We start from the raw sequence: 14,458 nt of genomic DNA, 5'->3' as shown, positions 1-14,458 counted from the left end.
TGGATTTACCGGTCAGGGCTATTGCGATTGATCGGGTTAGTAAGTAGGACAAAATTTCCATACCGCATAACAAACAGTGCCGGTATGGGGGAAATTTAAACATCAATTCTTATTTTCGACACGGAATGAATACAGAGAATACGAAACCGGCCATTGTCTGGTCATTATGGGGTGCGGCTTTATTGCTGCTGTGCGTGGTGTTCAGAGATAGCCTTATCGAAATGGCGACGACATGGACGAATGTCGAGGAATACAGTCACGGGTTTTTTATACCTATCATCACTATTTACCTGCTTTGGGTGAGGCGCGGCGAGCTAGTCTTGGTTCAAGGATTTAAAGCGTCGTTGCCCGGTATCATCATTATCTGCTTAGGGTTGATTCTTTTTATTCTGGGCGGGTTGGCAACCATAAAAACCATGGAGCAGTATGCTTTTCTGGTGGTGTTGACTGGGATGTTTGGCAGTGCTTTCGGGCTGCGCGGGCTGCGGGTTGGGGCTATCCCACTGTTGTTTTTAGTCTTCATGGTGCCGTTTCCATCTTTCATACTGAATAACCTGTCGTCAAAGCTGCAATTGATTTCTTCCTGGTTGGGCGTGGAATTTATACGCGCTTGCGACATCATGGTTTACCTGGAAGGGAATGTTATCGATCTAGGCAGCTATAAGTTGCAAGTGGTCGATGCCTGTAGCGGATTGCGTTATTTGTTTCCTTTGGCCAGTCTGGCTTTCCTATGCGCTTATCTGTTTAAAGGTCCATTCTGGCAGAAGTTGCTGATTTTTCTGTCGTCGATGCCCCTGACTATTTTCATGAACAGCTTTCGGATTGGTGTCATCGGGGTCCTGGTTGATAACTGGGGCACTGAGATGGCTGAAGGCTTTTTGCATGATTTTGAAGGCTGGGCGGTATTTTTGCTGTGCATGTTTCTGCTATTTATCGAGATGTGGGTTTTTAGCCGAATCAGCGGTAGGAAACTGGCAATGGGCGAACTGGTGCAGATTCCGGAAGAATGGAGCCACACGGCGCGTCGAGATATTGTCGCAATATTGAACAAATCGGTTTTCGCTGTGTTGCTATTGCTTTGTATAGGTGCAGGTGCTTCAGAGGTCTTTAAGGGGCGGGAAGACATTATTCCAGCGCGAAAAGCGTTTTTAACATTTCCGACGACGTTGGGAAGTTGGCAGGGACGCAATGACTATTTAACGCAATTTTATCTAAACGAGTTGAAATTGACGGATTATGTTATTGTCAATTTTGTTCAGCCTGAAACTCGGAACAGCGTTAATTTTTACAGCGCGTACTACCAATCGCAACGCAAGGGCGCCGTAGTACATTCGCCCCGCAGTTGTATTCCTGGGGATGGTTGGCAGATCAGCAGTTTCGAGCAGCGCGAGTTCACAGATTTGCAACTGGACGGGCAGGCATTGCAGGTAAATCGGGCCATTATCCAAAAAGGCGAAAGCAGACAATTAGTGTATTTTTGGTTTCAACAGCGCGGACGGATGATAACTAACGAATATATGGTCAAATGGTATCTATTTTATGATGCCATCACTATGAATCGCACCGATGGGGCTTTGATTCGCTTGGTGACTCCTGTGGATAAGGTGGAAGATATTGCCGTTGCCGACAAACGCCTGCATTTATTTTTAAAAGATTTATTGCCTGAGTTACCCGCCTATTTGCCGGGTAAGATCATTGAGCCGGTTTATTCGGCTTTACCGGGTTAATCAATTAAGACGTCGGCTTTATTGCCTGACGAATTTATGCGGTTTTACGTCGATTTGACTCAAAAGAAAAGGAGCTGTAAATGAGTAGAAAAAAAGCATTGATCACAGGCATAACCGGGCAAGACGGATCCTATCTTGCCGAGTTTCTGTTGGAAAAAGGCTATGAAGTGCATGGCATCAAACGGCGGTCGTCATTATTTAATACCGAACGCGTTGATCATATTTATCAAGACCCACATATTAAGGATCCCCAATTCTTTCTTCATTACGGCGATTTGACGGATAGTTCGAACCTCACCCGTATCCTTAGCGAAATTCGTCCGGATGAAGTCTACAACTTGGGCGCGATGAGCCATGTTGCTGTATCGTTTGAGTCTCCTGAATATACGGCCGATGTAGACGGTATGGGGACATTAAGGCTTTTGGAAGCCATTCGTTTCCTCGGTATGGAGAAAACTACGCGTTTTTACCAGGCATCCACTTCTGAGTTGTATGGTCTGGTCCAAGAAATTCCGCAGAGAGAAACCACGCCGTTTTATCCCCGTTCGCCTTATGCAGTAGCCAAGCTCTACGCCTATTGGATCACCGTTAATTATCGTGAAGCTTATGGCATGTATGCGTGTAACGGTATTTTGTTCAACCACGAATCGCCGCGCCGAGGCGAAACTTTTGTGACGCGCAAAATAACTCGCGGCCTCAGTAATATCGCAATTGGTCTGGATAAATGTCTATATATGGGCAATATGGATTCTCTACGAGACTGGGGGCACGCGAAGGACTACGTGCGGATGCAATGGATGATGTTGCAGCAAGATCAGCCTGAAGATTTTGTGATTGCTACAGGTGTGCAGTATTCGGTGAGACAATTTATCGAAATGTCGGCTAAAGAATTGGGTGTGACTATTCGTTGGGAAGGTGCGGGCGTTGAAGAAAAAGGTTATGTCGATGCTATTACCGGTGACAAAGCGCCTGGTATGGCGGTTGGACAAAACATCGTCGCTATCGATCCGCGCTATTTTAGACCTGCCGAAGTGGAAACGCTGTTGGGCGATCCGACTAATGCCAAGAACAAATTGGGTTGGGTGCCGCAAATTACTTTGCAAGAAATGGTATCCGAAATGGTGGCTTATGATCTTGAGCAAGCGCAAAAACATGCTCTGCTGAAAGAACAAGGTTATAACGTGGCGGTTAGCCGGGAGTAACAGCATGGTAGACAAGAAAGATAAGATTTATCTGGCGGGCCATAGAGGTATGGTAGGCTCGGCGATTTATCGGCAATTGACTGAGGCGGGTTATCAAAACATTGTAGTGCGTACGCATGCTGAATTGGATTTGACCGATCAAGCGGCTGTGCGCGACTTTATGCAACAAGAACGCCCGAATCAGGTGATTCTCGCTGCGGCCAAGGTTGGCGGTATTCATGCAAACAATGAATATCCGGCGGAATTTATCTATCAAAATCTGATGATGGAAAGTAATGTGGTCCATCAGGCTTGGCGGGTTGGATGTGAGCAACTGCTATTTTTGGGCAGTTCTTGTATTTATCCAAAATTCGCTGAGCAGCCTATGCAAGAAAATGCGCTGTTGACCGGGGTATTGGAGTCGACCAATGAACCGTACGCAATTTCTAAGATTGCCGGGATTAAGTTATGCGAATCATATAATCGGCAGTACGGCGTAGATTATCGGTCCGTGATGCCGACCAATTTGTATGGCGAAAATGATAATTTTCACTTGCAAAATAGCCATGTTATTCCAGCATTAATTAGAAAATTTCATGATGCCAAGGTCAGCAATTCACCGACTGTCAGCGTGTGGGGAACTGGTAAGGCTATGCGCGAGTTTTTGCACGTCGAGGATATGGCTGCTGCTTGTTTGCATGTAATGGCCTTGGGCAAAGAGCAATATCAATCTTGCACTGAACCCATGCTATCGCATTTAAATGTTGGGACTGGTGAAGATGTAACGGTGCGTGAATTGGCTGAAACCATCCAAGATGTCGTTGGTTTTCAAGGGCAAATTAGCTGGGACAGTACCAAGCCGGATGGTACTCCGCGAAAACTGATGGATGTCTCAAAGCTTAAGTCTTTGGGGTGGCAACCAAAGATACCGCTTAAAACAGGTCTGGAGCTTACCTATCGTTGGTTTTTAGAGCATCAAGGCCAGTTTAAAGCAGAATAGTTTTGCCCAAATCCCGGCGCGCCTGCGAGGCATGTTTATCAAGTAGGGAAAAGAAAGTTTGCGCGAATAGAAATAATTTCTTGACGCGAGGATGTTGGGTGATTAGAATGAGCGGCTCTTCACTGATCTGGCTTTTAAGTTTTAGCGGTGAAGCGGTCGGTTTAGTTCGGCAGGTTTGAAGCTGTTGATTGACGGGTTTGTTTTTTGAGTTTCGGTTTTTGAAATGACTTAAAAATAAATTTGACAAACACTGAAAACGCTGTAGAATATGTCGGCTCAACAGAGCGAAATGCTCTGGCTCTTTAACAAACGAAATCGAAATAATTTGTGTGGGTATGTGTAGCGACTATGTGCTGTTAGAAATAGTCGACACAGAAACCACGTCAATTCGCAAGAAAAGATGTTCTGTAGTCGAGCCAAGATTGGTCACTAATCTTATTTAGTGACAAGTTAAAATTAAACTGAAGAGTTTGATCATGGCTCAGATTGAACGCTGGCGGTATGCTTAACACATGCAAGTCGAACGGTAGCAGGCCTTCGGGCGCTGACGAGTGGCGGACGGGTGAGTAATGCATAGGAATCTGCCTATTAGTGGGGGACAACGTGGGGAAACTCACGCTAATACCGCATACGCCCTACGGGGGAAAGCTGGGGATCTTCGGACCTGGCGCTAATAGATGAGCCTATGTCGGATTAGCTAGTTGGTGGGGTAAAGGCCTACCAAGGCGACGATCCGTAGCTGGTCTGAGAGGATGATCAGCCACACTGGGACTGAGACACGGCCCAGACTCCTACGGGAGGCAGCAGTGGGGAATATTGGACAATGGGCGAAAGCCTGATCCAGCAATACCGCGTGTGTGAAGAAGGCCTGAGGGTTGTAAAGCACTTTCAATAGGAAGGAATACCTATCGGTTAATACCCGGTAGACTGACATTACCTATACAAGAAGCACCGGCTAACTCCGTGCCAGCAGCCGCGGTAATACGGAGGGTGCAAGCGTTAATCGGAATTACTGGGCGTAAAGCGTGCGTAGGCGGTTGTTTAAGTCAGATGTGAAAGCCCTGGGCTTAACCTGGGAACTGCATTTGATACTGGGCAACTAGAGTTTAGTAGAGGGGAGTGGAATTTCAGGTGTAGCGGTGAAATGCGTAGAGATCTGAAGGAACACCAGTGGCGAAGGCGGCTCCCTGGACTAAAACTGACGCTGAGGTACGAAAGCGTGGGTAGCAAACAGGATTAGATACCCTGGTAGTCCACGCCGTAAACGATGTCAACTAACTGTTGGGTTCTTAAAGAACTTAGTAGTGGAGCTAACGTATTAAGTTGACCGCCTGGGGAGTACGGCCGCAAGGCTAAAACTCAAATGAATTGACGGGGGCCCGCACAAGCGGTGGAGCATGTGGTTTAATTCGATGCAACGCGAAGAACCTTACCTACCCTTGACATCCAGAGAATCTGTTAGAGATAGCGGAGTGCCTTCGGGAACTCTGAGACAGGTGCTGCATGGCTGTCGTCAGCTCGTGTTGTGAAATGTTGGGTTAAGTCCCGTAACGAGCGCAACCCTTATCCTTAGTTGCCAGCGGGTCATGCCGGGAACTCTAGGGAGACTGCCGGTGATAAACCGGAGGAAGGTGGGGACGACGTCAAGTCATCATGGCCCTTATGGGTAGGGCTACACACGTGCTACAATGGCCGGTACAGAGGGCTGCGAACTCGCGAGAGTAAGCGAATCCCAAAAAGCCGGTCCCAGTCCGGATCGCAGTCTGCAACTCGACTGCGTGAAGTCGGAATCGCTAGTAATCGCGGATCAGAATGCCGCGGTGAATACGTTCCCGGGCCTTGTACACACCGCCCGTCACACCATGGGAGTGGGTTGCAAAAGAAGTAGGTAGTTTAACCTTCGGGAGGGCGCTTACCACTTTGTGATTCATGACTGGGGTGAAGTCGTAACAAGGTAGCCCTAGGGGAACCTGGGGCTGGATCACCTCCTTACAAAGACGGCACACCGTTACACGTACTCACAACAAATTATTTCGATTGAAAGACGCACCTGGGTCTGTAGCTCAGTTGGTTAGAGCGCACCCCTGATAAGGGTGAGGTCGGAGGTTCAACTCCTCCCAGACCCACCAACGCATAAAAGGCGAAAGCAATAAGGCGAAACACAATCAGACCACACGCCTGGTTAGAATAACTGGCGCTGTGCTTAGTCACGTTTCGGCTTGAGTCTTGGCTTTAGTCTGCTTTAGGGGCCATAGCTCAGCTGGGAGAGCGCCTGCCTTGCACGCAGGAGGTCGGGAGTTCGATCCTCCCTGGCTCCACCATCATGCTGAACGCTGAGGGTCAACCAGTTCGTCAAACGTAAGAAAAATAGTGGGTGAACATCAACGCTATAGGGTTTTATCGGCGGCAACAGATAAAGACTTTATAGCATTGGTATTCGTACCGATAGCTCTTTAACAATATGGAAATCTGTAACTATAGTAATGATCAGCAATGATCAACACTAAAACGAGTTGCGGTTTGAATGACGTCGTTCTCGAAAGGGAAAGGCAGAAAACAAACGGCATGTCGTTCTCAAGCAGAAAAAATCAGCGAAAATGTCAGCTGACAGTATAACCAAAGTACAGACGTATTCGGGTTATATGGTCAAGTGAATAAGCGCATACGGTGAATGCCTAGGCAGTAAGAGGCGATGAAGGACGTTGTAGCATGCGAAAAGCTTTGGGGAGCCTGCAAACCGGCTGTGATCCAGAGATGTCCGAATGGGGAAACCCGGCGCGCATAAGCGCGTCATCTTTGAGTGAATACATAGCTCACTGAAGCGAACCCGGAGAACTGAAACATCTAAGTACCCGGAGGAAAAGAAATCAACCGAGATTCCCTAAGTAGTGGCGAGCGAACGGGGACTAGCCCTTAAGCTAGGATAAGGTTAGTGGAACGGTCTGGAAAGTCCGGCGATACAGGGTGATAGCCCCGTACACGAAAACCTTTTTCTAGTGAAATCGAGTAGGTCGGAGCACGTGAAACTTTGACTGAATATGGGGGGACCATCCTCCAAGGCTAAATACTCCTTACTGACCGATAGTGAACCAGTACCGTGAGGGAAAGGCGAAAAGAACCGCGGAGAGCGGAGTGAAATAGAACCTGAAACCGTATGCGTACAAGCAGTGGGAACCCCTTCGTGGGGTGACTGCGTACCTTTTGTATAATGGGTCAGCGACTTACATTTTGTGGCAAGCTTAACCGAATAGGGGAGGCGTAGCGAAAGCGAGTCTTAATAGGGCGTTTAGTCGCAAGGTGTAGACCCGAAACCGGGCGATCTATCCATGGCCAGGCTGAAGGTTGGGTAATACTAACTGGAGGGCCGAACCCACGTCTGTTGAAAAAGACGGGGATGAGCTGTGGATCGGAGTGAAAGGCTAATCAAGCTCGGAGATAGCTGGTTCTCCTCGAAAGCTATTTAGGTAGCGCCTCGTGTATCACTGCTGGGGGTAGAGCACTGTTTCGGCTAGGGGGTCATCCCGACTTACCAACCCGATGCAAACTCCGAATACCAGCAAGTGCCAGCACGGGAGACACACGGCGGGTGATAAGGTCCGTCGTGAAAAGGGAAACAGCCCAGACCGTCAGCTAAGGTCCCCAAATCTATGCTCAGTGGGAAACGATGTGGAAAGGCACAGACAGCCAGGAGGTTGGCTTAGAAGCAGCCATCCTTTAAAGAAAGCGTAATAGCTCACTGGTCGAGTCGGTCTGCGCGGAAGATTTACCGGGGCTAAGCATAGTACCGAAGCTACGGATTTACACGTAAGTGTGAGTGGTAGAGGAGCGTTCCGTACGCCTGCGAAGGTCGATTGAGAAGTCGGCTGGAGGTATCGGAAGTGCGAATGCTGACATAAGTAACGATAAAGGGGGTGAAAAACCCCCTCGCCGAAAACCCAAGGTTTCCTGCGCAACGTTAATCGACGCAGGGTTAGTCGGCACCTAAGGCGAGGCTGAAAAGCGTAGTCGATGGAAAACAGGTTAATATTCCTGTACCAGTAGTAACTGCGATGGGGTGACGGAGAAGGCTATATCAGCGGTCGGTTGGAAGTGGCCGTTTAAGCAGGTAGGCATGCATCTTAGGCAAATCCGGGGTGCTCTATGCCGAGACGTGATGACGAGCGGTTCGAAAGAACAGCGAAGTGATAGATGCCCTGCTTCCAGGAAAAACCTCTAAGCTTCAGGTTACTAGTGGCCGTACCCTAAACCGACACAGGTGGGTGGGATGAAAATTCTAAGGCGCTTGAGAGAACCCAGGTGAAGGAACTAGGCAAAATGATACCGTAACTTCGGGAGAAGGTATGCCCTCATTACGTGAAGGTCCTCGCGACTGGAGCGGAAGGGGGTTGCAAAAAATCGGTGGCTGCGACTGTTTAGCAAAAACATAGCACTCTGCAAACACGAAAGTGGACGTATAGGGTGTGACGCCTGCCCGGTGCTGGAAGGTTAATTGATGGGGTTATCTTCGGAGAAGCTCTTGATCGAAGCCCCAGTAAACGGCGGCCGTAACTATAACGGTCCTAAGGTAGCGAAATTCCTTGTCGGGTAAGTTCCGACCTGCACGAATGGCGTAACGATGGCCACACTGTCTCCACCTGGGACTCAGTGAAATTGAAATCGCTGTGAAGATGCAGTGTACCCGCGGCTAGACGGAAAGACCCCGTGCACCTTTACTATAGCTTGACACTGGACTTTGAACCTACTTGTGTAGGATAGGTGGGAGGCTTTGAAGCGGGAACGCCAGTTCTCGTGGAGCCAACCTTGAAATACCACCCTGGTATGTTTGGAGTTCTAACCTCGATCCATTATCTGGATTAGGGACAGTGTCTGGTGGGTAGTTTGACTGGGGCGGTCTCCTCCTAAAGAGTAACGGAGGAGCACGAAGGTACCCTCAGCCTGGTCGGAAATCAGGCAATGAGTGCAAAGGCATAAGGGTGCTTGACTGCGAGACGGACAAGTCGAGCAGGTACGAAAGTAGGTCTTAGTGATCCGGTGGTTCTGTATGGAAGGGCCATCGCTCAACGGATAAAAGGTACGCCGGGGATAACAGGCTGATACCGCCCAAGAGTTCATATCGACGGCGGTGTTTGGCACCTCGATGTCGGCTCATCACATCCTGGGGCTGAAGCAGGTCCCAAGGGTATGGCTGTTCGCCATTTAAAGTGGTACGCGAGCTGGGTTCAGAACGTCGTGAGACAGTTCGGTCCCTATCTGCCGTGGGCGTTTGAGATTTGAGGGAAGCTGCTTCTAGTACGAGAGGACCGAAGTGGACGAACCTCTGGTGTTCCGGTTGTCATGCCAATGGCATTGCCGGGTAGCCACGTTCGGACAGGATAACCGCTGAAAGCATCTAAGCGGGAAGCCCCTCCCAAGATGAGATCTCACTGGGACTTTAAGTCCCCTGAAGGGCCGTCGGAGACTACGACGTTGATAGGCACGGTGTGGAAGTCCAGTAATGGGCGTAGCTAACGTGTACTAATTGCCCGTGAGGCTTGACCATATAACACCCAATGCGTTTGGGTGTCACTGACACGCTGATAAACGTAAGATAACGACACACTCGATACAGATTTCCATGAAGACAGGTAAACGGCAAATGCCGGGAAGCGAATACGCTTCAAGCCTGTGCATGACGGCTGCAAAACAGCCAAACCAGTTTGCTTGGTGAACATAGCAAGCGTGAACCACCCGATCCCATCCCGAACTCGGAAGTGAAACCGCTTAGCGCCGATGATAGTGTGGCAGGTTGCCATGTGAAAGTAGGTCATCGCCAAGCTCTTAAACCAAAAGCCCTGCTTACCCATAGCAGGGCTTTTTTTTTGACCCAAAATCACCCCACTGCTGCTCCCTTCTCTTTTGCGGACGGGGTTGTTAGAATCCCCTCTCATCAATGTTTAACGAGAAAACGCATGAGTGCAATAGACAGAATCCAAGCCCAATTAGCCAGCCATCCTGTGGTCTTATACATGAAAGGCACGCCAGATTTTCCCCAGTGTGGGTTTTCCAGCCGGGTGGTGCAAGTCTTGCGGGCATGCAATGCGGATTATGCCCATATCAATATCTTCGAAGACCCTGAAGTGCGTGAAGCCTTAAAAGAATACTCGCACTGGCCTACCTATCCCCAACTGTATATCAACGGCGAGTTAATCGGCGGCTGCGACATTGTCATCGATCTCTTTAATAAAGGCGAGCTTGATAATATGCTGGCGAGCGTTGGCTCCAAACTTTAGTCGAAAAAGGTATATTAATTAAGCAGCAGCGTGCCTATTCGACCGTGTATTGCGATGGATTTTCTGCCATTCTCGCCAATATGTTTGGGTGTAATGTGTTCTAAGTCGCTAATTGGCTACATTTACGTCGCTTCGTACTCGCTTAATTTTTTCCAGCGGTTGATAATCATACAAAACAATTCGGCAGTTTGTTCGGCGTCGTAAAGTGCTGAATGTGCTTTTTCGTTATCCCAGACAATTCCGGCAGCTTGAGCAATTTTTGCTAAAACTGTTTGTCCGTACATTAGCCCTCCGAGTGTGGCGGTATCGAAACTACTGAATGGATGAAACGGGCTTCGTTTGTAGTTGGTTCGTTCAATAGCGGCGTTCAAAAAATTGATATCGAAAGCTGGGTTGTGACCAACCAAAATAGCTCTCTTGCATTCGTTACGTTTTACAGCGGCTTTGATAGGGGTAAACAGCTTGGTAAGCGCATCCTTCTCTTCTATAGCCATGCGGAAAGGATGGTATGGATCGATACCGGTAAATTTGAGCGCTGCGTCATCCAGCTCTGAGTTTTTGAAAGGAATGATATTGCAGTGATGTTTTTCGGTGACATGCAGCCATCCATCAGTGTCTGGTTCGACTATTACGGCGGCGATTTCCAATAGTGGATTTTTTTTTGAATTAAAGCCGGCGGTCTCTATATCGACAATAACAGGAAGGTAACCTCTGAAACGGTTGCCTAACGGATTTAGGTTTATTTCCATTGAGTTTGATGGGCTAAAAAAGTCGGTTGTGCGTTATGTTACGTGAGTTTTGGATAGGTATAAACAATATTCAATTGGTGAGGTGAAGTTATGCAAGATCGGAAAAAAGGTTGGGTTATCTTAGGGTTACTGACCGTATTAAACGGTTGTGCCACGACCCGCGGTGTCGATCCTAAAGATCCTTGGGAGGGCTGGAACAGAGGCGTGCAATCATTTAATGACGGCGTGGACGATTATGTCATGAAACCGGTTGCCAAAGGCTACGATTGGGTGATGCCCGATTTTGCGGACCAAGCGGTTACTAATTTTTTCAGCAATGTCGATGACATAGGTGTTTGTACCAACGATGTTTTGCAAGGAAAACTCCTGCAATCGGGTCAGGACGGCGCGCGTTTCTTGGTGAACACCACCATCGGTGTCGCCGGGCTTATCGATGTTGGGACGATGATCGATTTGCCGAAGCATAATGAAGATTTTGATCAAACCTTAGGCTATTGGGGAATACCTACCGGCCCTTACTTGGTCCTGCCGTTTTTCGGACCCAGTTCGCCACGTGGCGTGTTCGGGTTGGTTGGCGATGCCGCGATGAATCCGTTTACTTATGCCGGTATCTACATAAATCCAAATTGGATTGGCGCGGCGGTTTCGATTGGTCCTGGTGCATTGAAAGTCATCGACGCGCGCTCAGATCTGCTGGGTATGGAAAAAGTCGCTACCGAGGCGGCACTGGATCGTTACGAGTTTTTTAAAAATGCCTATCTTTCCAGACGTAATTATCTGGTTCACGATGGCAAGGTTCCAGACGAAGATGTGTTGAAATTCGACGAAATGCAGGGCGGTGGGCGTGGACCGCTCGATCCGAATCCGTATTGATTTAAACTGTTCTACTCTTATGTAAAAGGCCGTAAAGCAAATAGCTTTGCGGCTTTTTTATTGCTTCAATCCAAGCGGACGAGCACGAAATCCGGTTTCGCTTCTACCAGTACTCCCGACATTATCCTATTTTCCAGAATGAGGTCGGGTGCCACATCGCAGGCTACCCTTAGATAGTTCGGTGTGTAGCCGAAATGGCGGACCACGCCATCTTGCTGAGCTTCTTTTTGCCCTTCCCATAAAATGTTGGCCTGTTCGCCGAGGTTTTCGGCAATGAAGTTATGCTTCATTGTGTCGGCTAATTCATGCAATTGCTTGCTGCGCAGTTTCTTTGTGTTCTGATCGACTTGATCCGGCAAACCCGCGGCTTTGGTGCCTTCCCGAGGCGAATAGCTGAAAATGTGAATATGACCAAAACCCAGGCTTTTGATGTAATCAAAACTTTCCTGCCATTCCAGTTCGGTTTCGCCCGGAAAGCCGACGATGATGTCGGTAGTGATATTGAAATGCGGAATCGTCGCTCGGGCCAGTTTAACAATCTGGCCGAATTCCTCCGTTTTACAGCGCCTGGCCATGCGCCGTAGTACGCTGTCACTGCCGCTCTGCAAGGGCAAATGCAGATGTGGCATCAGTCTTGAATTTTTGAACAACTCGAAGAAACCATCCGGCAATTCCCAAGGTTCCAGAGAACCCATGCGCAGGCGTGGAATCTCCGTCTTAGCCAGGATTTCGCTAACCAATTCGACCAAATTACTGTTGATGTCACTGCCGTAACCGCCCAAATGCACACCGGTGATGATGGCTTCGTTGATGCCTTGAGCGTGCAGTGCGTTGATCTCGTCAATGACTGCTTGAATCGGCCGGTTGCTTTCCTCGCCGCGAGCAACGGTGACGATGCAGAAGGTGCAGCGGTAGCGGCAGCCGTCCTGTACTTTGACGAAGGCGCGCTGGCGGCCACGGCTGAACAGCGACACTTCGCCGGGTTCGGTCGACATCGCCGGCATACTGTCCAGATTCAGTTCGGCCAGGGTTTTCTCCACCAGCTGGTTTTTGTCCTGGTTGCCGACGATCAAATCCACGCCCATCAATTGCGCGGCTTCTTCCTCGTTCAGTGTCGCGTAACAACCGCTGACCACCAGCTTGGATTGCGGATTCTCACGGTGAATGCGGCGTATCATTTGCTTGGATTTTTTCACCGCGTCTTGGGTGACCGCGCAGGAATTGATGATCACCAATTGTGCGTCGCTCAAGTTGCGGGTGATGCTATGGCCTTTAGCCTGAAAGGCTTGCGCCCAGGTTTCCAGTTCGGCTTCGTTGAGGCGGCAGCCCAGGGTTTTTAAATGTATCTGCATGTTGTCGTGAAACGTTGAATCGATAAAGCGTAGGGTGCATTAGCGTAGCGTTATGCACCGTCTACTGGAAGAATTAACCAAAAAACCAATAAGTCACCAAAATGGCGGTCACGATGCCGCCGAGGTCGGCGACGATGCCGCAGGCGGCGGCGTGGCGTATCTGCTTGATGTTGACCGCGCCGAAATACACCGCCAACACATAAAACGTGGTCTCGGTGCTGCCTTGCACCACCGATGCTAGCCGTCCGGCGAAGGAATCGGCGCCATGGGTCTGCATGGTGTCTATCATCATCGCCCGCGCGCCGCTGCCGCTGAACGGCTTCATCAGTGCAGTCGGCAGGCCGTCGATGAAACGGTTGTCGATGCCGGCAGCATTGACCAATAGCCTTACACCGTCGGTGATCAATTCCAGCGCGCCGCTGGCCCGGCACACTCCGAAAGCCACTAGCATCGCCACCAGATAAGGAATGATGGTGATCGCGGTCTGGAAACCGTGCTTGGCGCCTTCGACGAACAATTCGTAGGCGTTCAGACCTTTGTAGGCAGCGGCGGCGATGAACGACACCACCAAGCCGAACAAAATCACATGGCTGACCAGAGCCGATTGCTTGAGCATTTCTGCCTGATCCAAGCCCGCGAAATAAGCCAGTATGCCGCCGACCAAGATGGTGATGCCGCCCAGATAAGCCATCACCACCTTGTCCAGCAAATTGATCTTCTGCACGGCGGCGACGGCCAGCAGGCCGGTCAGCGTCGACATATAGGTGGCGATCAATATCGGAATGAACACGTCGGTCGGATTGGCGGCACCCAGTTGAGCCCGGTAAGCGAAGATCGTTACCGGAAACAGCGTCACCGAGGAGGTGTTGATCACTAGAAATAAAATCTGCGCATCGCTGGCCCGCTCGGGATGCGGATTCAAGGTCTGCATTTCCTGCATGGCCTTGATTCCCATCGGCGTCGCGGCGTTGTCCAAGCCCAGCATGTTGGCGGCGATGTTCATCACCATCGCCCCGAGTGCCGGATGATCTTTCGGTATTTCCGGCATCAGCCGGCTGAACAATGGATTCAGCGCCTTGGTCAACAAATCGATGAAACCGCTATGCTCGCCGATTTTCATGATGCCCAGCCATAAGGCCAGCAAGCCACTAAGCCCCAGCGAAATCTCGAACGCCGTTTTGGACAGGCTGAACATTGCATTCATCAACTCGGAAAACACCTGGGTATCACCCAGCACCAACAGCTTGAAGGCGGCGGTGGCGAAGGCGCTCAGGAAGAAGAATATCCAGATGAAGTTCAGCAACAAC

Annotated in this window: 8 protein-coding genes, 2 tRNA genes and 3 rRNA genes; 10 read left to right on the top strand and 3 right to left on the bottom strand. The window is 49.6% G+C overall.

What is annotated here, in order from left to right:
• The first annotated feature begins 125 nt into the window (after window positions 1-125).
• The 9 genes from xrtD to grxD all read left to right on the top strand — a co-directional run bounded on the left by xrtD (window position 126) and on the right by grxD (window position 10,177).
• Window positions 126-1,727 carry a VPLPA-CTERM-specific exosortase XrtD gene (gene xrtD, locus ACH5Y9_RS13890; RefSeq protein WP_445366475.1) on the top strand — a complete coding sequence of 534 codons (1,602 nt, stop codon included), beginning with the start codon at window positions 126-128 and terminating at the stop codon, window positions 1,725-1,727.
• 80 nt (window positions 1,728-1,807) lie between these two features.
• Complete coding sequence (gene gmd, locus ACH5Y9_RS13885) at window positions 1,808-2,929, top strand: GDP-mannose 4,6-dehydratase (RefSeq protein ID WP_171694622.1); 1,122 nt, start codon at window positions 1,808-1,810, stop codon at window positions 2,927-2,929.
• A gap of 4 nt (window positions 2,930-2,933) precedes the next feature.
• The gene (gene fcl, locus ACH5Y9_RS13880) at window positions 2,934-3,908 is read left to right on the top strand and encodes a GDP-L-fucose synthase (RefSeq protein ID WP_445366474.1); all 975 of its coding nucleotides are present in this window, start codon (window positions 2,934-2,936) and stop codon (window positions 3,906-3,908) included.
• A 458-nt stretch (window positions 3,909-4,366) separates the two neighbouring features.
• Window positions 4,367-5,900 (top strand): 16S ribosomal RNA (locus tag ACH5Y9_RS13875).
• A 60-nt stretch (window positions 5,901-5,960) separates the two neighbouring features.
• Window positions 5,961-6,037 (top strand) — tRNA-Ile (locus tag ACH5Y9_RS13870).
• Window positions 6,038-6,153: 116 nt separating this feature from the next.
• Window positions 6,154-6,229 (top strand) — tRNA-Ala (locus ACH5Y9_RS13865).
• A 323-nt stretch (window positions 6,230-6,552) separates the two neighbouring features.
• A 23S ribosomal RNA gene (locus ACH5Y9_RS13860) occupies window positions 6,553-9,447 on the top strand.
• A gap of 160 nt (window positions 9,448-9,607) precedes the next feature.
• Window positions 9,608-9,723 (top strand): 5S ribosomal RNA (gene rrf / locus ACH5Y9_RS13855).
• The 16S, 23S and 5S rRNA genes sit together here with 2 tRNA genes alongside, the layout of an rRNA operon.
• A gap of 133 nt (window positions 9,724-9,856) precedes the next feature.
• Window positions 9,857-10,177 carry a Grx4 family monothiol glutaredoxin gene (grxD, locus tag ACH5Y9_RS13850; RefSeq protein ID WP_319960677.1) on the top strand — a complete coding sequence of 107 codons (321 nt, stop codon included), beginning with the start codon at window positions 9,857-9,859 and terminating at the stop codon, window positions 10,175-10,177.
• Window positions 10,178-10,299: 122 nt separating this feature from the next.
• On the opposite strand, the gene rnt is transcribed toward grxD, so the two are convergent.
• Window positions 10,300-10,926: a ribonuclease T gene (gene rnt / locus ACH5Y9_RS13845; protein WP_205453725.1), complete on the bottom strand. Its 627-nt coding sequence runs from the start codon at window positions 10,924-10,926 to the stop codon at window positions 10,300-10,302.
• A 90-nt stretch (window positions 10,927-11,016) separates the two neighbouring features.
• On the opposite strand from rnt, the gene ACH5Y9_RS13840 reads away from it, so the two are divergent.
• Window positions 11,017-11,799 carry an MlaA family lipoprotein gene (locus tag ACH5Y9_RS13840; RefSeq protein ID WP_033157256.1) on the top strand — a complete coding sequence of 261 codons (783 nt, stop codon included), beginning with the start codon at window positions 11,017-11,019 and terminating at the stop codon, window positions 11,797-11,799.
• Between the two features lie 65 nt (window positions 11,800-11,864).
• Here ACH5Y9_RS13840 and mtaB read toward each other — a convergent pair whose 3' ends face one another.
• Both mtaB and ACH5Y9_RS13830 read right to left on the bottom strand, forming a co-directional pair.
• On the bottom strand, window positions 11,865-13,151 hold the full coding sequence (mtaB, locus tag ACH5Y9_RS13835; RefSeq protein ID WP_445366473.1) for a tRNA (N(6)-L-threonylcarbamoyladenosine(37)-C(2))-methylthiotransferase MtaB: 1,287 nt from the start codon (window positions 13,149-13,151) through the stop codon (window positions 11,865-11,867).
• A 73-nt stretch (window positions 13,152-13,224) separates the two neighbouring features.
• A complete protein-coding gene (locus ACH5Y9_RS13830; RefSeq protein ID WP_445366472.1) occupies window positions 13,225-14,454 on the bottom strand; it encodes a nucleoside recognition domain-containing protein in 1,230 nt (409 codons plus the stop codon).
• Window positions 14,455-14,458: the final 4 nt, after the last annotated feature.

It is taken from the genome of Methylomonas sp. BW4-1, assembly GCF_052474385.1.
Note: the sequence above shows the minus strand (reverse complement) of the source record. Positions and strands in the feature narration are given on the sequence as shown.

Bases quoted from the DNA above. Each gene is read 5' to 3' on its own strand.
- xrtD (WP_445366475.1), top strand. From the start codon at position 126: ATGAATACAGAGAATACGAAACCGGCCATTGTCTGGTCATTATGGGGT.
- gmd (WP_171694622.1), top strand. From the start codon at position 1,808: ATGAGTAGAAAAAAAGCATTGATCACAGGCATAACCGGGCAAGACGGA.
- fcl (WP_445366474.1), top strand. From the start codon at position 2,934: ATGGTAGACAAGAAAGATAAGATTTATCTGGCGGGCCATAGAGGTATG.
- grxD (WP_319960677.1), top strand. From the start codon at position 9,857: ATGAGTGCAATAGACAGAATCCAAGCCCAATTAGCCAGCCATCCTGTG.
- rnt (WP_205453725.1), bottom strand. From the start codon at position 10,926: ATGGAAATAAACCTAAATCCGTTAGGCAACCGTTTCAGAGGTTACCTT.
- ACH5Y9_RS13840 (WP_033157256.1), top strand. From the start codon at position 11,017: ATGCAAGATCGGAAAAAAGGTTGGGTTATCTTAGGGTTACTGACCGTA.
- mtaB (WP_445366473.1), bottom strand. From the start codon at position 13,151: ATGCAGATACATTTAAAAACCCTGGGCTGCCGCCTCAACGAAGCCGAA.